The organism is Pseudomonas cannabina (genome assembly GCF_900100365.1).
Classification (GTDB): domain Bacteria; phylum Pseudomonadota; class Gammaproteobacteria; order Pseudomonadales; family Pseudomonadaceae; genus Aquipseudomonas; species Aquipseudomonas cannabina.
Window position 1 is genome coordinate 1,220,536 of sequence record NZ_FNKU01000001.1, and the last position, 22,236, is coordinate 1,242,771.

Genomic DNA, 22,236 nt, shown 5'->3' on the forward strand with positions numbered 1-22,236 from the left:
GGGTCAAAAACTCATCTCGATCACGTCATCCGGTACAACCAGTTTACCGGCGGTCTTGGCGACGATTTCTTCCACGCTGACACCCGGTGCGCGCTCACGGAGGATAAAGCTGCCGTTTTCGATTTCAAGGTATGCCAGGTCGGTCAGGACCTTGCGGATGCAGCCCGCGCCGGTCAGGGGCAGTGTGCAGCGCGGCAGCAATTTGGATTCGCCGTCCTTTGACGCGTGGGTCATGGTCACGATGATGTTGTCGGCACCGGCCACCAGGTCCATCGCGCCGCCCATGCCTTTGACCAGTTTGCCGGGGATCATCCACGAGGCGATGTTGCCTTCGACGTCGACCTCGAAAGCGCCCAGTACCGTGAGGTCGACATGGCCACCGCGAATCATGGCGAAGGACTCGGCCGACGAGAAAATCGACGCACCGATCCGAGCCGTCACCGTCTGTTTGCCCGCGTTGATCATGTCCGCATCAATGGTCTCTTCGGTCGGAAACGCACCCATGCCCAACAGGCCGTTTTCCGATTGCAGCATAACGTCGATGTCGTCCGGCACGTAGTTGGCGACCAGCGTCGGAATGCCGATGCCCAGGTTCACGTAATAGCCGTCCTTGAGTTCACGGGCGACGCGTTGAGCCATTTGTTCGCGGGAAAGTGCCATGGTCTGAAATCTCTTTGTTGTTATGGGCCAGAAGAGGCGTCGCAATCATGAGGCTCTGACGGTGCGTTGTTCGATGCGCTTCTCGAAGGTGCCCTGAATCACGCGGTCCACGTAAATGCCCGGCGTGTGAATCCGGGTCGGCAGCAGCATGCCCGGCTCGACGATTTCTTCGACTTCGACCACAGTGATTCGGCCTGCGGTCGCGACCACCGGATTGAAATTCTGCGCCGTGTGACGATAGATCACATTGCCGAAGTGGTCGGCTTTCCAGCCCTTGATCAGCGCGAAGTCGCCAGTGATGGCTTCTTCCAGAATCACATTGCGGCCATTGAACTGGCGGGTTTCTTTGCCTTCTGCCACGGGGGTGCCGTAACCGGTCGCGGTATAAAAAGCTGGAATGCCCGCACCGCCTGCGCGCAGTTTTTCGGCAAGGGTGCCCTGCGGGGTGAGCTCGACCTCCAGCTCGCCGCTGAGCAGTTGCCGCTCGAACAGCGCGTTCTCGCCGACATAGGACGAAATCATTTTACGGATCTGCCGGTCCTCAAGCAGGATGCCCAGGCCGAAACCATCGACGCCGCAGTTGTTGGACACCACAGTCAGGCCCTTGATGCCCATGCGCTTGATCTGCGCAATCAGATTCTCGGGAATGCCGCACAGGCCGAAGCCGCCGCACAGCACCGTCATATTGTCGGTCAGCCCGGCGAGGGCCTCTTCGTAGGTCGCTACGCGTTTGTCGAGCCCAGCCATGATGATCCGCCTTTTATAGTTGTTGACCGGCAGTCGTGTTGCCGGAGGATCGTATGGCTGGCATCTTCTCTCGGCAGCAGTGATTTGTTAATTTTGTTTTTCTGATCGATTGATAAGAAAGACAAATATATGAACGTCAAACAGCTTCGGGCCTTTCTGGCAGTCGCGCAGTACCTGAGTTTTGCTCAGGCCGGTGAGCGGCTGAATGTGTCGCAACCGGCACTAAGCCTGACGATCAAGGCGCTGGAGGAGGACCTGGGCGGGCAATTGTTGACGCGCACCACGCGCAACGTCGGCCTGACACCAGAGGGCGAAACCCTGCTGCCGCTGGCACGCCAGCTGTTGGCGGACTGGGACAACACCGAAGAATTGCTGCGTCAGCGCTTCACCCTGCAAACAGGCCGGGTTTCCATCGCCGCGATGCCGTCGTTCGCGGGCAACCTGCTGCCCGGAGCGCTGAAAGTGTTCCGCAGCCGCTATCCGCGGGTCAATGTCGCTGTGCATGACGTGGTCAATGAGCAGGTGCTGGAAATGGTGCGCCATCGGCGTGTCGAATTGGGTATCGGTTTCGAGCCGGAGTCCAGCAGTGCGCTGCTGTTCACACCGTTCTACCTGGATCGTTTCGTTGCCGTGGTCGCCCACGATTCGCCACTGGCCGAGCGCAACGAAGTGTCTTGGGGCGCGTTGCTGGGCGAAGATTTCATTGCGTTGCAACGACCGTCTGCCGTGCGCCTGTTGCTGGAACAGGCCATCGAGCCCACGCATGGCAAGCTCTCCGTGGCGTTCGAGAGTCATCAGCTTTCCACCATTGGCCGCATGGTTGCCAACGGACTGGGTGTCAGCGCGGTGCCGTCGCTGTGCATCGGGCAGATGCAGGAGCTTGGCGCACGTTGCATCCCCTTGATCGAGCCGCGCATCGAGCGTCGTATCGGCCTGATGATGCTGGCCGATCATCAGCTTTCAGCCGCTGCGCAGGCGTTGCGGGAGGTGCTGATCGAAAATGCTCGGGCAAGTCGATAGCCACTATCACGGCAGTTGATTTTTGCTGCAGCAGGCGCGGGCGTAACCTTGCTTCATTCCAGAAATGAAGCCCGCCCGGAGACCTCAGATGAACCAGTTGTTCGCTTTTGCGCTAGTCCTGACATTCAGCGTAGCGTTGCTCTCCGGTTGTTCCACGCATCATGCGGTCGAGCAGCGTCCGTTCAGTATTCAGGAAAGCCATCAACTGGCGCTCGAGGACCTGAACCGTCGTGGTTTGTCGTTTGACGAATACCAGGCACGCAAGGCGCAGCTGATGGCAGACCCGCAGATTCAGCAGGCACGTGACTTCGACAAACGCGGTGAAGTCAGCGTCGATCTGGGCTCGGTCACCCTGCAACCTCAGGGCTGACAGTTTGCGCAAATCCCCTTTCTTGTCGAACTGTATGGCTTAAAGTTTCGCCCAACTGTCCGTGTGTTTCCTGTCGAGCGTTCGATAGGTTGAGTGCTGACTCACTGATCTGGACAGTTTCGATGGTGTTCTCATTTGATTTACTGCTGGCGTTCGCGCTGTTCGCGTTCGTGACCTCGGTCACCCCTGGCCCGAACAACATGATGCTGCTCGCATCGGGCGTGAATTTCGGGTTCAGTCGCACCCTTCCGCATATGTTGGGTATCAGCGTTGGTTTCTTCGTTCTGGTGTTGGCCGTCGGCTTCGGGTTGGGCAGCGTGTTCAAGGCCTGGCCGGTGCTTTACACCCTTTTGCGTTACGTGGGCGCCGCCTATCTGCTGTACCTGGCCTGGAAGATCGCCACCTCAGGCCCGGCTGCCGAAAATGTAGAAAGTAAAGGCAAGCCTTTCAGCTTCATGAACGCCGCGCTTTTCCAGTGGGTCAATCCGAAGGCGTGGATCATGGCGATCGGGGCCATCAGCACTTACACGCCGATGCAGGGTTATTTTTACAACGTGGTGGTGATTTCGGCGGTGTTCGCACTCATCAACCTGCCCAGCGTAGGCATCTGGGCCGGTTTTGGTAGCCTGTTGCGCAACGTCCTGCGCGATCCGCTGGGCTTGCGGATCTTCAATGGCGTGATGGCCGCCTTGCTGGTGGCGTCGCTGTATCCGTTGTTTGTCGAGCATTAAGCAGATTGCAACCGGGCGTTACAGCGCCAGTTGCAAATGCCCGCCCGCCTGTTTGTGACGCGCCTGTAATCGGCGTTGCAGGCCGTGGTAGAAGTGTTCCAGCCCTTCATGCAGGCGCTCGGTGAGGATTTCATCCAGCGTGCCGCCTTCTTCGTTGTCGCCGTAGCTGACTTGCGTGTCGATGGCGAAAATGCCGTGCAGCACTTCCTGGGATTTGAGCGTTGAAAGCACCGGCTTGAGCGCGTAATCCACCGCCAGCATGTGCGCAATGCTGCCGCCGGTTGCCAGCGGCAGGACCACTTTGCCATGCAGGGCACGTTCCGGCAGCAGGTCTAGCAGGGTTTTCAGCGCGCCGGAAAACGACGCTTTGTACACCGGCGTGCCGATCAGCAGACCATCGGCCTGCCTGACCGCTTCGACAAATTCCACCACCTGCGGGCTGTCGAAACGGGCGAATAACAAGTCCTCGGCATTGAAGTCGCGAATGCGCAGCGTAGTGACTGCCACGCCATGGCTTTGCAACCAACTGCTGGCGTGGGCCAGGACTACGCCTGAGCGGGATTTGAGGGACGGACTGCCGGAAAGTGAAACAACGAGCATGCGGGAATTCCTTGCGATAAGCGTCACCCTGTAAAGCAGCTTGTGTGCCAGCCCCAGGCAATCGTCCCGATGCCCCGGCACTACGGGTGGAAAGTCGGTTGCTGCACAGCATCTGCGGGCACACATAACTGATGCGCCAGCCGATAACTGTTGAAACGCTGTTGCCAGAGCAACAGTGAGCTGCCGTTCGACAGGCAAAAAAATCCCCGCAACGTTTGCAGGGATCAGACATGGCTAACATCGCCCTCTATCAGTTGCGGAACGCAGCACCCGTCTGCACCACGCTGGCCGATCCCAACAATTGACTGATGAAGCGGCTCCAGCGAGTGATGTCAGCCGGGCCGACAAACACCACGTCTTGCGCTTTGAGTTCGAATTGCCCTGCGAGCAGATAAGCCGTGGGCTTTTTACCTTTCAACTGATACACGGTGGAAGGCGCCTCGGCGAAATTTTCCGCGCCACGTATCACATAAACCGCGTCGCCGTCGGCGCTGTCCGGGCTCAGCCCTCCGGCATTTCCCAGTGCTTCAAGCAGCGTCAAACGGGTGGTGCCGAACGAGATGACTTGCGGGTTGCGCACTTCACCCAGCACGTAAATGCGGTTTTTCGAGTTGCTGTTCAGGTGCAGATAGTCACCGTCCTTGAGAAAGATCCGGCTGAGTTGCGAGCCCTTGCGGTTGAGCGAATCGATGTCGATCAGAAAATCCTCGCCGTCGCGGCGCAGGGTCAGCCCGGCCAGGTTGGCATCGTTCAGCTCGACACCGGCGATGCTCACCGCCTGCACCAGGCTTAGCGGGATATTGGTGATCGATTGCGGGCCGGGCACTTTGAAGGAACCGGACAGCAACACACGCTGGCTGTTGTAACGCAGCACTTTGACGTCGACTTTGACCTCGGTGTATTGCGGCGCAAGGCCCATGCGCAATTGTTCGCGGATCTGGCTGACCGTCTTGCCACCCGCGCGGATGCGCCCGACGTAGGGGAAAAACAGAGTGCCATCAATCAGCACTTCCCGGGTATTGGCGTCGAGCTGATCCTGAGAACCCGGTGCAGTCAGCTCCGGGTGTTCGAACACCGTGACCAGCAAGGTGTCGCCGGGGCCGATCACGTATTCCGGGGTTTTGTAATCAAGCAGCTTTTGCGGCAAGGCATTGGCCTCGGCGGCCGCGCGCAATTGTTGCTGGCGCAGAGTGCCGGGGGTGATGGCAATCAGTTTTGCCTGTGGCTCATCCGGGTCGCTGAGGGTGACATCGTCGGGCGTCATGTGCTGGCCTGGTGCGAATGCACAGCCCTGCAGGATCAGGCTGAAAAGTATTACGGCGAGTAACGTCTGACTCATAGGAGCGTTCCTTCCTGGCGGTGTCTGGCACCTGACGGGTTGCGTGTGTCCTTTTGTAGCGGTGTTCTGTTCTCGAACGCGGCACTTCTGCTGTTTCTCTCAGCGAATCAGAAGGCGTTTTTGTTAAGGAAGCCTTTGAACAGCGTCAGCAGAATGATTTTCAGGTCCAGCCAGATCGACCAGCGCTCGATGTATTCCAGATCGAATTCGATCCGCATGCGCATCTTGTCCAGCGTGTCGGTTTCGCCGCGCCAGCCGTTGATCTGTGCCCAGCCGGTGATGCCGGGCTTGACCTTGTGGCGCAACATGTAGCCGCTTACCTGTTTGCGGTACTGCTCGTTGTGCGCCACGGCATGCGGTCGCGGGCCGACGATCGACATATCGCCGTACAGCACGTTAAAGAACTGTGGCAGTTCATCCAGCGACGTGCGGCGCAGAAACCCGCCCAGCGGTGTGACTCGCGCGTCATTGCGGGTGGCCTGATGCACCACGTCACCGTTTTCCTGCACGCTCATGCTGCGAAATTTCCAGACCATGATCGAACGGCCGTCCAGCCCGTAGCGGCGCTGGCGAAACAGCACCGGGCCGGGGGAGGTGAGCTTGATGGCGATGGCGATCAGCAGCAACGGCAGGGCGATCAGCAGCAGGATCAGGCTGGACAGGACAATATCTTCTGCGCGTTTCACCAGGCTCCAGGCACCGTCCATGGGTGAGTCGAAAATGCTGATACTGGCCAGACCATTGATGCTTTCGCTGCGCGCGTGCAGCAAATCGAACATGAACACGTCCGGAATCAAATACACCGACGCGGTGGTGTCACTGAGGCCGGTTACCAATGCGCTTAACTGCGGTTCGGCGCTGAACGCCAGCGTGATGTAAACCTTGTCAATCCGGCCTTCGCGGGCATCGTCGATCAACTGGTCCAGATCACCCAGCACCGACAGTCGACGTCCATGGTCATCCAGGTCCATCTGCTGCGGGTGCGAGTCATAGAAGCCCAGCAGGTTGAGCCCCATCCACGGCGCTACCGAAATCGAGCGCGCCAGCCGCTCGCCCACCTGACCGGTGCCGACGATGACCACCCGCCGCGTATTGAAGCCGTTGCGCCGCAGGCTATGCAGCGCCAGCCGGATCAGCAGCCGGTAGCCGCACAGCACCGCCAGCACCAGCGCGAACCAGCTCATCTGGGCGTTATCGGGCAGTTGCAGGCGACCCAGCAGCAGGCTGTTGACTGACAGCAGGCTGGCGAAGGTCAGGGCCCAGTAATTGAACACCTTGTTCAGTTCGCGAAGGATGCGTTCGCCGCGCCACGAGCCATAAAGCTGGTGGTATTCACTGACCCAGTGGAACACCAGCACGGCGAGGATGATGTGCAGCCAGGCTTCGGTGCTGTCAAAGGCAGTCAGGCGGTTTTGCCAGTGACCGATCAGCACGATCACTGTCAGGTCGAGCAGGCGATGGGCGACCGAGAGTGCCGACTGATGGGCGTGCAGAATGCCGCGAACCGGATTGCGCATGGGGTGCTCGCTCAGACAGATTTCAGGGGGACTGCGCGGATCGGCAAATCGCTGTTCGCGTCTGGCGAGTGCTGAGCGGCCAGCGGCGGCTGAGGCAGCCGCTCAAGATAGTTCGATCGGGCGGCGGCCAGTTGCTGGTCGACGAAAGCTTTGATTTCCCTTTCGAAGCGCGCCAGTGAAAAGCGCTCGGCATTGTTTCGGCAGGCCTGCGGCGTGATACGCGATTGTGCGGCCTCGAATTCATCGACGGCGGTAATCAGCGCGGCGCTGCTTTGCTGCCGGTAGAACACGCCGGTGGGCTGCGGGTGATCCAGGCCGCGCACGGTTTCCAGAACGTCGCCTTTGCCGAACGCGATGACCGGTGTGCCACAGGCCTGAGCTTCAACCGGAGTGATGCCGAAATCTTCCTCGGCGGCGAACACGAAGGCCTTGGCGCTGCGCATGTGTTTCAGCAGTATCGAGGCCGGCTGGAAACCCAGCAGCGTAATGTTGGGCACTTGACTGGCAATCGCTTGCGCCTTGGCCAGATCCGGCCCGTCACCGATCATGACCAGGCGTTTGTCCGGCATGGCGGCGAAGGCTTCGGCAATCATCGGCATCCGTTTGTAGGGCACCATGCGCGAGGCGCTGAGGTAGAAATCCTGGCGAGCGCCGCTCATGGTAAAGCCCAGTGTGTCCACCGGCGGGTAGATGACCGTGGAATCCCGCTGATACGCCTTGCTGATGCGCGCACCGATGAAGCCCGAGTTGGCAATCAATGCGTCTACGCCGGTCGAAGTGCGCTGGTCCCACAGGCGCATGTAATGCAGGATCAGGCGCGCCAGAGCGCCTTTGAACCCGTGGCTCAACCCCGATTCCTGCAGGTATTGGTGTTGCAGGTCCCAGGCATAGCGGATCGGCGAGTGGATGTAACTGATGTGCAGTTGATCCGGGCCGCTGAGCACGCCCTTGGCGACGGCATGGCTGCTGCTGATGATCAGGTCGTAGCCGGACAGGTCCAGTTGCTCGATGGCCAGCGGCATCAGTGGCAGATAACGCGGATAGTGTTTTTTGGCACCAGGCAGCTTCTGGATGAACGTCGTTCTGGCCACTTTGCCGTGCAGGTGCGCACGATCCTGATCACTGAAGAAATCGATGACCGAGAACAGGTCTGCTTCGGGCCATACATTGATCAGCGAAGCCAGCACGCGCTCTGCGCCGGAATACGACACCAGCCAGTCGTGGACGATAGCGATTCTCATGGTAGCTCCCGTTGGCTTTGCAGGATGGGGGCAGGTTGCAGCAGCAAATCGATCCGCTGTGAGAGCTGCTGCGCGGAAAGGTCCCAGGAGAAGCGCTGCACATTGTCCAGCCCCCGCAGGCGCAGGGCCTGACGCAGTGGCGCATCGATGAGCACGCGCTGCATGGCGGCGGCCATGTGGCCAACGTCCAGCGGATCGAAATACAGCGCGCTGGCTTGCAGGACTTCCGGTATCGAGGCGACATTGGCGGCCAGCACCGGGCAGCCGCAGGCCTGAGCCTCCAGCGGTGGAATCCCGAAGCCTTCGTACAGCGACGGGAAAATGAAAGCAGTGGCGCCCTGATACTGCTCGATCAGCTCGCTGTCGCTCAGGCGACCGAGAAAACGGATGCGTGGATCGCGACAGGCCAGGCGTTGCAGGTCTGGATCGGCAAACAGGCTGGTCGCCGCGCCGACGATGTGCAGTTGCAGATCGGTATGGTCACGCAGGCTGAGAAAGGCCTGAATCAGCCGCTTGAAATTCTTGTGCACTGCCGGAGAGGACACCGCCAGTAAGTACCGCGGCTCGGCGGATGGCGCTGCGCGAGGGGTGAAGTCTTCGCTGACCGCCGCCGGCGTGACCAGTACCTTGTCCTGGGCAAAATTGTAAAAAGCGCAAATTTCGCTGCGCGAGAAACGGCTGCCGGTCATCAGCGTTCTGGCGCGCGACAGCAGCATGGGCGTGATAATCCGATAGGCAAGCCTGAACAGCCGCGTGTAGCTCTGCGGGTAACGGACGTAGTTGATGTCATGGTGGGTGGCGATCTGATTGCCATACAGCATGGGGCCGGTGTTGCTGATCGAGATCAGCAGCGGACTGCCGCGATTTTTCAGGTAAAGCGGCAGATCGAGCTGTTCCCACAGGTGCCCGCTGTTGCGACCGATGCGCTGCGCGTCCAGCGCTTTGGCCGCGTCATGCAGCCTGATCCTGTGCGGCGCGACGAATACCAGATCGTTGCGCAATCGTCGCAGCGCTCTGCACATCTGCTCTGCATAACGTTGCACACCACTGACGTCCTGGGTGAGAAACCGTGAATTGATAAAGATCATCTCAAGCATCCTGCAAGTGATGGTGATGTGCCTGGGCGAAGATGCTTTCGTATTGATCGAGCATCAGGTCGAGGTTGAGCAGTGAAGCCACGCTGTTGCGCGCCTGAGCGCCGAGGCGTGCGAGCAATTGCGGTTGCTGATGCAGCTTGAGCATCGCCAGCCCCAGTGAGTCCGGGTCATCCGGGTTGCATAACAGGCCGTTGAGTGGGTCCTGAATGATTTCCGGCAGGCCTCCCATGCGGCTGGCGATGACCGGAAGCGAATGAGCGCAGGCCTCGACGGCGACCATGCCGAACGGTTCATTCCACATCGAGGGCACGACGGCCACGTCGATCTGGCGGTAGAAATCCTCGGGCTTCTGATGGCCGACAAAACTGATCGCGGGCGAAGTGGCCATGGCCTTGAAGCGTTTTTCGTCTTCCTGCTGCCCGCGCCCGGCAATCTTCAGCGTGGCGTCGAAGGGCAGGTGCTGAAATTGATCGATCAGCCAGCCCACACCTTTTGACTCCGACAGGCTGCCCAGATACCCGAAGCGCAGCGGCGCGTGGGCGGCACGGGCGTTGGCCTGCTCCGGCAGTGGCGGCACGAACGGGCTGGCGTTGTGCACCACATAGCTTCGCGCGCTCTCGAAATAGCCTTGCGCCTTCAGCGTGTCGAGCATGAAGCTGCTGACACCCACCACCGTGTCGACTTGCTCCGAGCGTTGCGCATGGTCCTTGCGAAATTGTTTGCACAACAGACACTGGCGCTGGCAACTGTGGCCTTTCTTGAACAACGTGCTGCTCGGGCAGAGCAGATAAAAATCGTGCAGAACCTGCACGATAGGGCATTGCGCCGCGGTGATTTCATCCCAGGCCGACACCGACCAGCCGGTCAGGTTGTGGCAGACCACGATATCTGGCCGCTCCAGATCCATCACCTGCCTGACAGGGGCGCGCATGCGTGCGTTGTAGCGATCGCGCCAGTGCCAGGCGAACCGCGCAAGGCGCCCCGGCCGTTGCGCCATGAAGTGCCAGTAAACGTTGTGCAGTCCGGCGCGGTAGACCTTGACTTGGTTGACTTCCGTCATCTGCAGTCCGGGTTGGTCGGTGGTGGCCAGGACCGCCACGCGGTAGCCGCGTTGCTGCAAGCCCTCGACGGTGCGCTGCAGAATGATTTCTGCGCCACCGCCGATATCGGGCGCGTAAAGGCTGCTGAGAAACAGGATTTTCATAGTGGGTAGGACTTGTGCAGACCCAGCACGCTGGCTTCGCCGTCGTGGATCGCGTCTTCGATAAGGCTCAGGCGCTGGCCTGCGTCGCAACGCAGCGCAACCAGGCGCAACAGGCAGAAGAACACCCAGCGATTAAAACGGTAGATCAGCGTGGAAGAGGTCCAGACGTGCTTGTCGAACCATGCCTGATTGCGCGCGGCGTAATAAGCGCGCAGATCCGTTCCCCCCAGCAAGTAGCTTTCATAAACATTGCGCGTGCGCGCCTTGATGTTCCAGGAGTTTTCCAGATCATCGAGTAGCGCGTCGGGCACCAGGAAAAGCTGTCCGCCTCCTGCGGTGATCCGCCAGGTGTATTCGTTGTCATCGGCATACAGCTTGAGGGCGTCCAGCGGCAGGCCGATTTTGCGGTACAGGCTGTGATGAGCCAGCAGCCCGCCGTAGGTGCCGAATGGCAGTTGCACCATGCCCGGCAGGCGCGAACCGGCCTGCGGGCTGCCCCAAGGCAGACGTCGCCAGATCTTGTACGGCGACTGGGCGATGTGAAAGCCGAAAAAGCTGGAGCGACGCTGGACAGCGAAACGTTTCGGCACGCCAGCGGCGATGTCCGCCTGATGCGTGGGGCGAAAGCCAAGCACGGCGGTCTGGTCTCGGGCGTGCGTCTGTTCCCGTTGATGCAGGCATTTGTGCAGCAGCTCGATGGCGTGGCAGGTCGGTGCGTTGTCATCGTCCATCAGCCAGATGTACTCGGCACCGGCCTCCAGCGCAGCCTGGATGCCGACCGCATAACCGTTGGCCGAACCGGTGTTGACGGGCAGCCAGATGATCTGCACCTGATCAGGCCACTTATCGCTCAGTGCCTGCAACGGCGCGACCGACGCATTGCTGACAACGATGACGCGCTCGATCTGCGGACTGTGCAGTGAGCGGCTGATCAGCATGTGCAGGTAGTTGAAACGATCACCATAAGTGAGCGTCACCAGAGTTGTCAGGTGGGGCATGGTCAGGTTCCGCTTCGTGTGGGGGCTGTCGGGGAGGAGGATTCGAACGAGCGCAGACTCAGGGCCGGGGCCGGGGCCGTGCTACGCCCGGGCTTCGATTCGCGACAGGCTGCTGATGGGCAACACCACTTTTTGCAGACGTTGCAACAGGTTGAGCAGAATCACCGCGCGCTCGTTGCCGTCTGCGGTCAGGAAGATCGCTTCCACGTCACAGAAACTACCCGCGGTGATCATGACCTGTTCGCCTTGAGCGAACGCCGTGTGCCGTTGTGGCATCGTGAGGCGGTCGCGGATCTGCTCGATCAACTGATCGCGAACCGGCACCGGATGCCCGCCGAAGGTCACGATGCGCGAGACGCCGCGGGTCGAGCGAATCGGATACCAGTTGTCATGCACTTGATCCATACGGATGAACAGGTAGCCGGGGAACAGTGCTTCCTCGCTCTGCACGTTGACCGATGACGGTTTAGCTGCTGCCTTGAGCGGCCGGTAGCACTCGAAGTGTTGACGTTGCAGGTGTTCCTCCGCACGCTTTTCCTGCCGCGGCCGGGTCTGAATGAGATACCAGCGAGCAGGCTGGTCGGAAAGGCGTGTGGCTGCGATTGCGGTCATGATCAAGTCCTTTTAAATGAGGCGCTGCGGGTGACGAACTGCGGGTAACGAGAACGATCGGCCTAACGTGGCGCACTGTGATAGTCGTAGCCATAAGCGGCGCTGTCGTAAGCGGAGGTTGCAGCTTTGCGCACCACTGCGTTGAAGATCGCGCCCTTGATCAGAATGCCGTTCTGGCCCAGACGCCGCTTGCAGGCTTCTATTTCCTTGACGGTGGTCATGCCGAAGCGCGCCACCACCAGGCAGGTGCCTGCCTGCCGACCGACCAGTGTGGCGTCGGTCACCGCAAGAATCGGCGGAGTGTCGACCAGAATCAGGTCACATAAAGGAGCGAGCTCGGCAAGCATCTTGTGAAAGTTATCGTGCATCAGCAGTTCCGACGGATTAGGGGCCGCGAAACCACAGGAGATGAGGTCCAGGAGCCGAATCCGTGTCGGCGTGATGACATCGGCACAGCGCCGACGGGCCGCCAGCGTGTCGGACAGCCCGTGCTTGGGTTGCAGGCCGAAGATGCGATGCAGATAGCCTCTGCGCATGTCGGCATCGATGAGCAGCACCCGTTTGCCGGTCTGGGCAATGATCACTGCCAGGTTGCTGGAGACGAATGATTTGCCCGCGCCCGGCGTCGGGCTGGAAATCATCAGGATGTTATTGCGCGCCTCAAGCATCGCGAAGTGCAGGCTGGTGCGCAGGCTGCGCAACGATTCGATGGCCAGGTCGTCCGGTACTGCAGCGCTGAGCAGTCTGATGCCCGGTCGGGCGGGAGCGCTTTTGCTGTTTTTCTCCAGACGGTCCTGCTGGCGCGAGTAGGGCAGCGAGGCGTAGACCGGCATACCCAGGCCTTCGATGACCTCGGCGCTTTCCACGCCGCGATAGAAAGCCTGGCGAACGAAGATGATCATCACCGCGATCAGCGCGCCGATCAGTGTCGCGATCAGCACGATCAGCTTCTTCATGGGCTTGACGGGTTTTTCGGTGTTGGCGTTGGCGTGGTCGATGACCCGCACGTTGCCGATGCTGCCCGCGCGCAGAATGTCCTGTTCCTGACTCTTGTTGAGCATCAGCGAGTAGGTCTGACTGGTGACTTGCATGTCGCGGGTCAGGCGCAACAACTCCTGTTGCGTCATGGGCAGCGCCTCGATCTTCTTCAGCAGGGCCTTTTTCTGTTCTTCCAGCTGGTTCATCTGGCTCATCAGGCTGCGGTAAGTCGGATGTTCCCGCGTATACAGCCGCTCCAGCTCGACGCGCTTGAGTTTCAGTTCGGAAAGCATCGAATCCAGCCCGACCACCTGATCGAGTACGCCTTTGGTCTCGATACTCAGGTCCACTGATTTTGCGCTGGTCTGGAAGTTGTTCAGCGCCACCTCGGATTCTTCCAGTTGTTTGCGCACCATGGGCAGCTGTGAACGTAGAAATTGCAGGCGCTGAGCGGCTTCGGCAGAACTGCGCTCGACGTTTTGGCGAACGTAGAGGCGGCTTACCTCATCAATGATGCGGTTGGCTTTCTGCGCATCCTGATCCTCGATGGACAGGTAGATAATCCCGGAGTCGCGCCCGGCTTCCATGATTTTCAGGCGTTCCTGATAGGCCAGTGCGGAACTCAGGGTACGCTGGCGGGAGACGATGAACTCAGTGCCCGGACGGGCTTGCAGGGCTGCGATCCGGATCTTGATACCCTTGCCTTCGACGACCCGGTTGGTGGCTCCGCTGAGCAGCAGATTGCGCTCTTCGTCGTAGAGTGAAAACTGGCCAGGCTTGCCGGCAATCAGCGTCAGCGGCTCGCCAAGCAAGTACTCCGGCACGTCCAGCTGAAAGACCTCGATCTTTTCGCCGCCCCAGGCGTATTGCGTCAGCCCGAACCAGGGCTGGGCCAGCTCGCCCGTGCGTTCGGGCGAAAAGGTACGGTACAGGTAGGGACCGATCACCGGAAACAACTCCGGGGTCTGCAACACGTTGAGTTGCAGAGTGTCGACCACTTCACCCAGCAGTGTTCTGGATTTGATCAACTCGATTTCGATAGTGGCCTGGGAAACCGACAAGGGCTTGTTGTTGACCTCCGGGATGCCCTCGATTCCGATTTTCTTCGCCTCTATCTGGATCATTGCGTTGGCCTGATACACCGGCGTGGCGAGCACCGCGTAGGCCAGCCCGAGCAGAAAAAAAAGGCTGACCGTGCACAGGATCAGGGCTTTGTGATCGAACAGCAGCCGCAGGACAGTGGCCAGATCGATCCGCGAGTCTTGGTAATAATCCAGGGAAGGATGGTTAATGACGGTCATTTATCCGGTCACTCCTGACTGAAGATGAGGTAGCCAGTCGTCAATGCAGCCCGAAAGGTGTGCGTAGGTTCGTTCAAAAGCTGACTTGGGGCGACGATAAGGATCGGCTACCTCGGAGGTCGGTTGCCATTTGCCGATCAGGAACGTTTTACCGCGCACTTCCGGGGCCAGTTCGAGGACCTCGCCCATGTGCGACTGCTCCATCAACAGGATCAGATCCGCCTGGCGCAGCAGCTCACGGTTCACTTGCCGCGCCTGATGATGCGCGTGCCGCACGCGGTGTAACTGCAGGACTTCCTGAGCCTGCGGGTCGAGTGGCGCGCCCGACAGTGCGGCAATGCCGGCTGACTGAATACGCACACCGCAAGCGTCCAGATGTTGGCGTAGCATGGCAGCGGCCATAGGGCTGCGGCAGACGTTGCCTACGCACAGCACCAGCACGTTACTGAACATGGGTTTTGCCGGTTGCCGATACGATGCGTCGGCTCAGATTGACAATGAAATTACGCGCCAGAATAAGCAGCGTTTGCACTTTGCGTCGCGGGCCAAGGGCCGCCAGTGACAGGCAGGCGGTCTGCGTCAGAAAATGCTCGTAGAGCACCTGATCGCCCAGACGGTTGTAATAATTGGCCAGGCTCGAGCAGGTCTGCAGATTCATGTGCACTTTGCATTTGTCACTGCGCATGGAAAATATCCCGCCGGGGTGGCGACGGTAGGCGGCCGGCTTGATCTCGGCGATGAATTTGCCCTTGCCGTGAGCCCCCAGCAGCGACCACCAGCACAGGTCGTTGAGTGGGGCGAGGCGGATCTGCAGTTCGGGCGGCATGCTGCTGAACACATTGCGAAAGCAGCTGGTCAGGGTCGAAATACGGCGGGCTTTTTGCATTTCCAGAGCGGAGGCGTCGCTGCGCAACCTGCCGGATAGCTGCAGGCCGTACTCACCGTTTTCATCGAAGACGATGGCATCGTGATAGGTGATGACATAGTCAGGATGGCTTTCCAGAAAATCCACCTGCAGTTGCAGCTTGCGCGGGTCGGTCCAGTAATCGTCGGCTTCGCAGAAAGCGATATAGCGACCGCGCGCCTCGGCAAACAGGCCCGGTACGCAGGCGATGCCTTGGCTGTACTGATTGACCTGCTGATAAAAGGCCCGAATGATCGTCGGGTGTCGTTTGGCGTACTGAGCGATGAGGCTGGCGGTGCCGTCCGTGGACGTGTCGTCGTGGATCAGGATTTCGTAGTTGAAGCGGGTCTGCTGGGCCAGAAAAGCATCCAGTGTCTGTGCGATGAAAGCCACCTGGTTGTAGGCCGGGCACACGATGCTCAGCAGCGGCTTCTGCTGCCCGATGCTTGATATTTTTTTTACGATGGCGTCCATGGCTCATGCGCTCGCTTTGCTGAAAAGGGTGTAGATTCTCGACGCCACCGGCTTATGGCTTGCAGCCACCAGCGTTAGCGTGATGAGTCCGCTGGCGGCCAGCGCGAGCAACAGGCTGATGCGGCTCTGATCGGCAATCAGGCGAAATACCGGCTCGCTGATAGTCAGCCCGACCGCGGTCATGGCGCTGATCCGCACGATGTCGGTCAGCCATTGCCGATGAATGTCCGGTGCCAGATGCCGGTGCACGATCATCGGCCAGATGGCAAACGACACCACGCGGATGGAAAACCAGGCCAGCGCCGCGCCATACGCACCTTGATAGTGGATCGTGATCACCATGACGGGCACGGTGATCACTGCCGACACCACGCTGTACCAGAGGTGCAGACGCATTTGCCCGTAGGCGTATTGCAGGTAGAACTGGAAAGCGCTGGCGGCCATGATCGCGCTGCCCAGTGCGTACCAGCCCAGAATCGGCTGACTCCAGCGCGCGGCCGTCGCATCCCCGGTCCAGGCCAGGATCAGTTGCCCGCCATGCAAGGCAATGACTGCTGCCAGTGGAAACAGCAAGGTGCATACGAAGCGATTGGCCGCCAGAAACAGCCTGTGCATGGCGTCACGTCGACCCTCTGCGAGCAGGATGGTCAGGCGCGGCAGCAGCGTCTGAATCAGCGGATTGGTCAGCATCATGATGCCGGTGGTGATCAACGCAACCACTGAGAAATAGCCGTATTCGTCCAGCGGCAGCCGGGCGGACAGCAGAGCCTTGTCGATCTGAGTCAGCACGATCCACAGTACGGCGCTGAGTGACAGGCTGGCGGCAAAGGGCAGAATCGGCTTTATCAGTTGCCAGTCCAGACCGGTCAGCCTGCGCGGCGCGGGCATCTGTTGCCACGCTTTACAGGCAAATACCAGGGTTTCGATCAGGCCGACCATGACCTGAAACTCAAAAAAATCCCGCGGGTCCTGCGAGAATTGAATGACCAACAGCAGCCCGCCGAAGTAACGCAGCGTTGCGATCAGCACATTGGCGGTGTTGAGCCAGGCATGCTGTTCGAGGCCCTGAATGCCGCTCTTGTACAGTGTCGAGTAGAGGCGCAGGGCAATGATCACGCCCATCAGGCCTACGCAGTGGATGACGGTTTCGGGTTGCAGTGTGTTGGCGTTGAGCCAGTGATGGGCGAGCCAGGGACTCATAATATAAACCAGCAGGCCGCTGAACACCGCCATCGGCAGAAATATCAGTTCGAACGAACGCAGCAACCTGCCTAGATTGCGTTCGCCCACTGCCGCGCCTTGGTGATGCGCCACCGCGCGTACCAGGCTGGGCGACAGGCCGGCATCGAGCAGTTGCAACCAGGCCTGCAACAGCGTGAAGAAACCAATCAGGCCATACGCCTCGGCGCCGAGATGGCTGAGGTAGAAGGGCATGATCAGAATGCCGATCAGCATTACATAGGCTTGCCCCATGAAGTTCAGGGCGGTATTGCGCATCACCGAGCGTTTCTCATGCATGACCGTCAGATGACCCGCGCCATTAGGGAATCAGGGTATCGCGTACCCACGGCGCTGCATTCTTCGATCAGCGTCTGAATGATCAGGTCCTGATCACGGTCTTGCAGGCCGGGATAGATCGGCAGGCACAGCACGCGCTCGCTCAGGGCCCGCGATGCCGTTTGGCAAGGCTGCGGTTGCAGGTATTCAAGGGTGTCCAGTGATGGATAAAAGTACCGTCGAGGGTTGATCTTGCGCAGGTTCAACGCTGTGCGAGCGCGCAACAATTGCGGCTCATCGCGCAGCGCAACCGGGTAGTAGCTATTGTTCAGCTCACTGTTGGCCGCCGGTTGTTGCAGGTCCAGATAATTCGCCAGGGACGAGGTATAGCGATCAGCGATTCGCGCACGCTCTTCAAGAATGTTCTCGATGTTATCCAGCACACACAGCCCCATGGCTGCGGAGAACTCATTGAGCTTGGCGTTGATACCGATGCCGTCGATCCGGTCGACGTCGGCGATACCGAAGTTGCACAGCAGATGCGCACTTCGCGCCAGCTCGTCATCATTAGTAATGATTGCGCCGCCTTCGATGGTGTGAAACAGCTTGGTCGCATGAAAGCTCAGGGTGCTGATATCCCCCCGATTGAGCACTGACTGGCCTGCATGGCGCACAGCGAAGGCGTGTGCGCCGTCGTAGATAACTTTGAGTCTGTACTCACGGGCGATCTGCTCAATGGCGTCGACGTCGCAGGGGTTGCCGAACACATGGGTAGCGACAATGGCAGTGGTGTCGTGCGCAATGCTGTTTCTGATGTGCTGCGCAGAGATGTTCCATGTGGCAGGGTCTATGTCGGCGAAGATCGGCCTGATCCCTTCCCACTGCAGGGAACTGCTGGTGGCGACAAAGCTGAACGGCGTGGTGACTGCACTGCCCTTCAGTCCCAGCGCGCGATAGGCCACCTGTAACGCAAGCGTACCGTTATTGGTCAGAATAATGTGTCTGACCCCGAGATAGTCCTTGAGGCGCTGCGCCAGTTCCTTGGCCAGCGGACCATGGTTGGTCAGCCAGCCTCGCGCATAGATGCCCTCGACGTAGTGTTTGAACTGATCGATATCGCCCAGATAAGCCTTGGTCACGTTAATCATCGAAGCCTCCATGTTTCTCTGAGTCGGTTGGCGCAGATACACCCTTCATACGTTGTCGACGATCATTACGTGGAACCGCGCGATCAGGCGCTGCATTGCTCCGGGCAATGCTACCGCCACACCGAACGCGTTCAGTAGATTCAAGGGTTTATGAGTCAACAGACATCCGCCGATGCGTTGTACGCACCGTGGAAACAACTAGAACTCTGGGTTGAACTGCCAGCTACGTCGATATGACTGCGCCCATCGCAATGCTCCGAGGCATGTGCGTACCAACCAGGACACGTTCGACAGTCCTATATATCGGTGTCATCCGTGACTCTGTCAAATAATTTCGTCAGCTTTCTGTTAGGTTTTTGATAAGAGGTAAGGGGCACGTTATAAGTGATTGATCTGTATGGGTGTCAAAAAAATATCAACTGCTGGGCTTATTTGATTGGCACGGTGATGATGCCTCATAGATCGAGTTGTGTTAACAGCCTGAACCAAACGGAGATGCTTGAGATTAATGAGTGAGCGTTCACTTTATATTTCTTTTGGTTATATTTAAATTCTAAATTAGAATTTTTGGTTCTATGTCGGGTGGTGCATTATCTCTTTCATGATCCGTGACGTGATGGCGGTGCGTCCGATACTCGCGTCATGCACGCACGGAGCGCTGTTTGCTGAGACGAACGGGGTATCCGGACGTTGCCATTCAGAGGAAATCTCATGAAAGATTCAGCGCTGTACTTTGATTATGCGGCTACCACGCCGGTGGACGAGCGAGTCATCAAGGTGATGGTCGAGTGTCTGGGCATGTGGGGCAATTTCGGCAACCCGGCCTCCAGCTCGCATGCGTTCGGACAAAAGGCCCGGCTGGCGGTAGAGCAGGCCCGCCAACAGGTTGCGAGCCTGGTCAATGCCGATGCTGCGCAGATCATCTGGACCTCTGGCGCGACCGAATCCAGCAATCTGGCCATCAAGGGCGTGGCCCAGGAACGTGCAAAACGCCTGGCTCCAGGCATCGGGCGCGTAACCGGCCATATCATCACTAGCCAGATCGAGCACAAGGCGACACTCGATACCGTTCGGCAGCTGCAGGAAGAGGGCGCCGACGTCACCTGGCTGGCCCCGGACGCCGACGGGCTGATCAGTCCCGATGCTGTCAGCGCAGCATTAAGTGACGACACGTTTCTGGTGTCGCTGATGCTGGTCAATAACGAGCTGGGTACGGTCAACGACATCGCCGAGACCGGCAAGCGGGTGCGTGAGCACGGCGCGCTGCTGCATGTCGATGCAGCCCAGGGTGCTGGTAAATTGCCGATCGATCTCAGCCAACTCGCGGTAGACCTGATGTCGTTCTCGGCGCACAAGGTCTATGGCCCGAAGGGCATCGGTGCCCTGTACGTCGGCCCGCGTGCGCAACAACGCGTACTGGCGCAGATCCACGGTGGCGGGCATGAATGCGGCATGCGCTCAGGCACTCTGGCCACCCACCAGATCGCCGGAATGGGCGCGGCCTTTGCGCTGGCGGCCGAAACGCTACATGCGGATATTCTTGAAACAACGCGGCTGAACCAGCTTTTGATCGAACGCCTCGCGGACATTCCCGGGCTGTGTATCAACGGCAGTCCCACACAGCGGATTGCCAATATCGTCAGCCTTACGTTTGGTCACAGTGATCTGGACATCGAGGCGCTGGGCACCAGACTCGCATTTTCCTCTACGTCGGCCTGCAATTCGGCGAAGAATGCGCCCTCACACGTGCTCTTGGCATTGGGGCACAGCCTGCAAGCGGCGGGTCAGACCATTCGCCTGAGCCTGGGGCGATTCACTCGGGAGCAGGATATCGAGCGCGCCGCCGAGGCTATACGGGACAGTCTTGCTCAGCCAGCGTTCTGGGCGGTTGCTCAGGCTCGATGAGTGCTCCATTATCTGAACCGATAACAGCCGTCAATTTCCGGTTCAGCAGGAGAGTCAATGAGTACGCAATCCAATGCCAGTTCAGACGTGGCAGAACGTTTGGCGCGAACCCGCGCCTTGATGAGGCGGGAGCGCATCGATGCCTGGCTGGTACCTTCAGCGGACCCTCATCTCTCCGAATACCTGCCCGGCTATTGGCAAGGGCGTCAATGGCTGTCCGGTTTTCACGGCTCGGTCGGTACGCTGATCATCACTCATGACTTCGCGGGTGTCTGGGCTGACAGCCGTTACTGGGAGCAGGCAACCAAGGAGCTGGCCGGCAGCGGCATTGAACTGGTCAAGCTGTTACCCGGCAAGCCCGGACCGCTGGAGTGGCTGGCTGATCAGGCGCAGGCCGAGAGCGTGGTTGCGGTCGATGGTGCAGTTCTGGCAGTTGCCTCTTCGCGCACGCTGGCCAGCAAGCTGTATGAGCGGGGTGCCCGGTTGCGTACCGACATCGATCTGCTGATAGAACTCTGGCAGGATCGCCCTGCATTGCCGACGCTTCCGGTGTACGAGCATTTGCCGCCGCAGGCGTCCCTGACCCGCGTTGAAAAGCTGGCTCAGGTGCGCATGGTCATGGCCGAGCGCAATGCCGACTGGCACTTTATCGCCACACTGGACGACATTGCCTGGTTGTTCAATCTGCGGGGTTCGGATGTTTCCTACAATCCTGTGTTCATATCCTTCGCTGTCATCGGACCGATCGGCGTCATGCTGTTTGTGGATGCGAAGAAAGTCCCGGATGCCGTACGCTCCAGTCTCGAACATGACGGGGTGAATATCGCCGACTACACGCAGATCGGTGCGACCCTGCGCAAAGTGCCGAAAGACGCCCGGCTGTTGATCGACCCGGCGCGCGTCACCTGCGGTCTGCTCGATTATCTGGACAGTGAGGTCACACTGGTCGAAGGACTGAACCCGAGCACGCTTCTGAAAGCGCAGAAGACCGAAGCCGACGCCACTCATATCCGGGAGGCAATGGCGCAGGACGGTGCGGCATTGTGTGAATTTTTCGCCTGGCTGGACAGTGCCTTGGGGCGCCAGCCGGTCAGTGAGCTGACTATCGATGAAATGCTGACGCAGGCGCGAGAGCGGCGTCCGGGCTACGTATCGCCCAGCTTTGCCACCATCGCCGGCTTCAATGCCAACGGCGCGATGCCGCACTATCGCGCAACTGAAACCGAGTATGCACGGATCGAGGGTGACGGATTGTTACTCATCGATTCGGGCGGGCAGTATCTCGGCGGTACGACCGATATTACCCGCATGGTAGCGATCGGAACGCCCAGCGCTGAACAGAAGCAGGATTGTGCGCGAGTGCTCAAGGGGCTCATCGCCTTGTCTCGCACCCATTTTCCGAAAGGCATTCTCTCGCCGCTGCTGGATGCCATTGCACGCGCTCCCTTGTGGACGGAAGGTGTCAATTACGGGCATGGCACCGGGCACGGCGTCGGTTATTTTCTGAATGTGCATGAAGGGCCGCAGGTGATTGCCTATCAGGCACCGGCAACGCCGCAGACGGCGATGCTGCCGGGAATGATCACCTCCATCGAGCCCGGGACCTATCGACCGGGTCGTTGGGGCGTGCGGATCGAGAACCTGGTGATCAATCAGGAGGCGGGGAGTACCGAGTTCGGAGATTTTCTGCGTTTCGAGACCCTGACCCTGTGCCCGATCGACACTCGCTGCATCGAGATCTCGATGCTGAACGACGAGGAGCGTCACTGGCTGAACAGCTATCACGCTCACGTCAGGGCCCGGTTGAGCCCGTTGCTTCGCGGCGAAGCATTGCTCTGGCTGCAGGCCCGCACCGTGGCGGTCTAGAGAAGCTTTTCCATCGCTGCAGGGGAC

General features: G+C 59.4%; 20 protein-coding genes. 5 read left to right on the top strand and 15 right to left on the bottom strand.

Going from position 1 to position 22,236, the window contains the following annotated elements; translation table 11 throughout:
* Positions 1-3: 3 nt before the first annotated feature.
* Together BLT55_RS05775 and BLT55_RS05780 are read right to left on the bottom strand one after the other, a co-directional pair.
* Positions 4-660: a CoA transferase subunit B gene (locus tag BLT55_RS05775; protein WP_007251323.1), complete on the bottom strand. Its 657-nt coding sequence runs from the start codon at positions 658-660 to the stop codon at positions 4-6.
* Between the two features lie 45 nt (positions 661-705).
* The gene (locus BLT55_RS05780) at positions 706-1,407 is read right to left on the bottom strand and encodes a CoA transferase subunit A (RefSeq protein WP_054998582.1); all 702 of its coding nucleotides are present in this window, start codon (positions 1,405-1,407) and stop codon (positions 706-708) included.
* 129 nt (positions 1,408-1,536) lie between these two features.
* Here BLT55_RS05780 and BLT55_RS05785 point away from each other — a divergent pair, with 129 nt between their 5' ends.
* From BLT55_RS05785 to BLT55_RS05795, 3 genes are all read left to right on the top strand, one after another.
* Positions 1,537-2,427: a LysR family transcriptional regulator gene (locus tag BLT55_RS05785; protein WP_054998583.1), complete on the top strand. Its 891-nt coding sequence runs from the start codon at positions 1,537-1,539 to the stop codon at positions 2,425-2,427.
* Between the two features lie 88 nt (positions 2,428-2,515).
* Positions 2,516-2,797, top strand: a complete 282-nt coding sequence (locus tag BLT55_RS05790) for a hypothetical protein (protein WP_054086573.1) — start codon at positions 2,516-2,518, stop codon at positions 2,795-2,797.
* A 122-nt stretch (positions 2,798-2,919) separates the two neighbouring features.
* Positions 2,920-3,528, top strand: coding sequence for a LysE family translocator (locus BLT55_RS05795; RefSeq protein WP_054998584.1), 609 nt, complete (start codon positions 2,920-2,922; stop codon positions 3,526-3,528).
* 18 nt (positions 3,529-3,546) lie between these two features.
* On the opposite strand, the gene ssuE is transcribed toward BLT55_RS05795, so the two are convergent.
* From ssuE to BLT55_RS05860, 13 genes are all read right to left on the bottom strand, one after another.
* Positions 3,547-4,128: an NADPH-dependent FMN reductase gene (ssuE, locus tag BLT55_RS05800; RefSeq protein WP_007251328.1), complete on the bottom strand. Its 582-nt coding sequence runs from the start codon at positions 4,126-4,128 to the stop codon at positions 3,547-3,549.
* A gap of 250 nt (positions 4,129-4,378) precedes the next feature.
* Positions 4,379-5,467 carry a polysaccharide biosynthesis/export family protein gene (locus BLT55_RS05805; RefSeq protein WP_054998585.1) on the bottom strand — a complete coding sequence of 363 codons (1,089 nt, stop codon included), beginning with the start codon at positions 5,465-5,467 and terminating at the stop codon, positions 4,379-4,381.
* Between the two features lie 107 nt (positions 5,468-5,574).
* Positions 5,575-6,984: an undecaprenyl-phosphate glucose phosphotransferase gene (locus BLT55_RS05810; RefSeq protein WP_054998586.1), complete on the bottom strand. Its 1,410-nt coding sequence runs from the start codon at positions 6,982-6,984 to the stop codon at positions 5,575-5,577.
* Between the two features lie 11 nt (positions 6,985-6,995).
* Complete coding sequence (locus tag BLT55_RS05815; RefSeq protein WP_054998587.1) at positions 6,996-8,225, bottom strand: glycosyltransferase family 4 protein; 1,230 nt, start codon at positions 8,223-8,225, stop codon at positions 6,996-6,998.
* Entirely contained in the window at positions 8,222-9,313 is a 1,092-nt protein-coding gene (locus tag BLT55_RS05820) for a glycosyltransferase family 4 protein (RefSeq protein WP_054998588.1), read from the bottom strand. The genes BLT55_RS05815 and BLT55_RS05820 overlap by 4 nt, the downstream gene beginning before the upstream one ends.
* 1 nt (position 9,314) lies before the next feature.
* A complete protein-coding gene (locus BLT55_RS05825) occupies positions 9,315-10,526 on the bottom strand; it encodes a glycosyltransferase family 4 protein (protein ID WP_054998589.1) in 1,212 nt (403 codons plus the stop codon).
* Positions 10,523-11,524 carry a glycosyltransferase gene (locus BLT55_RS05830; RefSeq protein WP_054998590.1) on the bottom strand — a complete coding sequence of 334 codons (1,002 nt, stop codon included), beginning with the start codon at positions 11,522-11,524 and terminating at the stop codon, positions 10,523-10,525. The genes BLT55_RS05825 and BLT55_RS05830 overlap by 4 nt, the downstream gene beginning before the upstream one ends.
* A gap of 81 nt (positions 11,525-11,605) precedes the next feature.
* Positions 11,606-12,136 (bottom strand): transcription/translation regulatory transformer protein RfaH, encoded by a 531-nt coding sequence (gene rfaH / locus BLT55_RS05835; protein ID WP_054998591.1) that lies wholly within the window; start codon positions 12,134-12,136, stop codon positions 11,606-11,608.
* Between the two features lie 62 nt (positions 12,137-12,198).
* Positions 12,199-14,415, bottom strand: a complete 2,217-nt coding sequence (locus BLT55_RS05840; protein ID WP_054998592.1) for a polysaccharide biosynthesis tyrosine autokinase — start codon at positions 14,413-14,415, stop codon at positions 12,199-12,201.
* Complete coding sequence (locus tag BLT55_RS05845) at positions 14,416-14,868, bottom strand: low molecular weight protein-tyrosine-phosphatase (RefSeq protein ID WP_054998593.1); 453 nt, start codon at positions 14,866-14,868, stop codon at positions 14,416-14,418.
* A complete protein-coding gene (locus BLT55_RS05850; RefSeq protein ID WP_054998594.1) occupies positions 14,858-15,793 on the bottom strand; it encodes a glycosyltransferase family 2 protein in 936 nt (311 codons plus the stop codon). The genes BLT55_RS05845 and BLT55_RS05850 overlap by 11 nt, the downstream gene beginning before the upstream one ends.
* A gap of 3 nt (positions 15,794-15,796) precedes the next feature.
* Positions 15,797-17,311: a lipopolysaccharide biosynthesis protein gene (locus BLT55_RS05855; RefSeq protein WP_054998595.1), complete on the bottom strand. Its 1,515-nt coding sequence runs from the start codon at positions 17,309-17,311 to the stop codon at positions 15,797-15,799.
* Between the two features lie 5 nt (positions 17,312-17,316).
* Complete coding sequence (locus BLT55_RS05860) at positions 17,317-18,438, bottom strand: DegT/DnrJ/EryC1/StrS family aminotransferase (RefSeq protein WP_054998596.1); 1,122 nt, start codon at positions 18,436-18,438, stop codon at positions 17,317-17,319.
* Between the two features lie 711 nt (positions 18,439-19,149).
* Here BLT55_RS05860 and BLT55_RS05865 point away from each other — a divergent pair.
* Positions 19,150-20,343 carry a cysteine desulfurase family protein gene (locus tag BLT55_RS05865; protein WP_054998597.1) on the top strand — a complete coding sequence of 398 codons (1,194 nt, stop codon included), beginning with the start codon at positions 19,150-19,152 and terminating at the stop codon, positions 20,341-20,343.
* 57 nt (positions 20,344-20,400) lie between these two features.
* Positions 20,401-22,209, top strand: coding sequence for an aminopeptidase P family protein (locus tag BLT55_RS05870; protein ID WP_054998598.1), 1,809 nt, complete (start codon positions 20,401-20,403; stop codon positions 22,207-22,209).
* Positions 22,210-22,236 lie beyond the last annotated feature (27 nt).

Excerpts from the sequence above, each read along its gene's own strand:
- BLT55_RS05785 (WP_054998583.1), top strand. The coding sequence starts at position 1,537 with ATGAACGTCAAACAGCTTCGGGCCTTTCTGGCAGTCGCGCAGTACCTG.
- BLT55_RS05870 (WP_054998598.1), top strand. The coding sequence starts at position 20,401 with ATGAGTACGCAATCCAATGCCAGTTCAGACGTGGCAGAACGTTTGGCG.
- BLT55_RS05815 (WP_054998587.1), bottom strand. The coding sequence starts at position 8,225 with ATGAGAATCGCTATCGTCCACGACTGGCTGGTGTCGTATTCCGGCGCA.
- BLT55_RS05860 (WP_054998596.1), bottom strand. The coding sequence starts at position 18,438 with ATGATTAACGTGACCAAGGCTTATCTGGGCGATATCGATCAGTTCAAA.
- BLT55_RS05855 (WP_054998595.1), bottom strand. The coding sequence starts at position 17,311 with ATGCATGAGAAACGCTCGGTGATGCGCAATACCGCCCTGAACTTCATG.
- BLT55_RS05830 (WP_054998590.1), bottom strand. The coding sequence starts at position 11,524 with ATGCCCCACCTGACAACTCTGGTGACGCTCACTTATGGTGATCGTTTC.
- rfaH (WP_054998591.1), bottom strand. The coding sequence starts at position 12,136 with ATGACCGCAATCGCAGCCACACGCCTTTCCGACCAGCCTGCTCGCTGG.
- BLT55_RS05850 (WP_054998594.1), bottom strand. The coding sequence starts at position 15,793 with ATGGACGCCATCGTAAAAAAAATATCAAGCATCGGGCAGCAGAAGCCG.
- BLT55_RS05825 (WP_054998589.1), bottom strand. The coding sequence starts at position 10,526 with ATGAAAATCCTGTTTCTCAGCAGCCTTTACGCGCCCGATATCGGCGGT.
- BLT55_RS05795 (WP_054998584.1), top strand. The coding sequence starts at position 2,920 with ATGGTGTTCTCATTTGATTTACTGCTGGCGTTCGCGCTGTTCGCGTTC.
- BLT55_RS05820 (WP_054998588.1), bottom strand. The coding sequence starts at position 9,313 with ATGATCTTTATCAATTCACGGTTTCTCACCCAGGACGTCAGTGGTGTG.
- BLT55_RS05780 (WP_054998582.1), bottom strand. The coding sequence starts at position 1,407 with ATGGCTGGGCTCGACAAACGCGTAGCGACCTACGAAGAGGCCCTCGCC.
- BLT55_RS05810 (WP_054998586.1), bottom strand. The coding sequence starts at position 6,984 with ATGCGCAATCCGGTTCGCGGCATTCTGCACGCCCATCAGTCGGCACTC.
- ssuE (WP_007251328.1), bottom strand. The coding sequence starts at position 4,128 with ATGCTCGTTGTTTCACTTTCCGGCAGTCCGTCCCTCAAATCCCGCTCA.
- BLT55_RS05805 (WP_054998585.1), bottom strand. The coding sequence starts at position 5,467 with ATGAGTCAGACGTTACTCGCCGTAATACTTTTCAGCCTGATCCTGCAG.
- BLT55_RS05865 (WP_054998597.1), top strand. The coding sequence starts at position 19,150 with ATGAAAGATTCAGCGCTGTACTTTGATTATGCGGCTACCACGCCGGTG.
- BLT55_RS05790 (WP_054086573.1), top strand. The coding sequence starts at position 2,516 with ATGAACCAGTTGTTCGCTTTTGCGCTAGTCCTGACATTCAGCGTAGCG.
- BLT55_RS05845 (WP_054998593.1), bottom strand. The coding sequence starts at position 14,868 with ATGTTCAGTAACGTGCTGGTGCTGTGCGTAGGCAACGTCTGCCGCAGC.
- BLT55_RS05840 (WP_054998592.1), bottom strand. The coding sequence starts at position 14,415 with ATGACCGTCATTAACCATCCTTCCCTGGATTATTACCAAGACTCGCGG.
- BLT55_RS05775 (WP_007251323.1), bottom strand. The coding sequence starts at position 660 with ATGGCACTTTCCCGCGAACAAATGGCTCAACGCGTCGCCCGTGAACTC.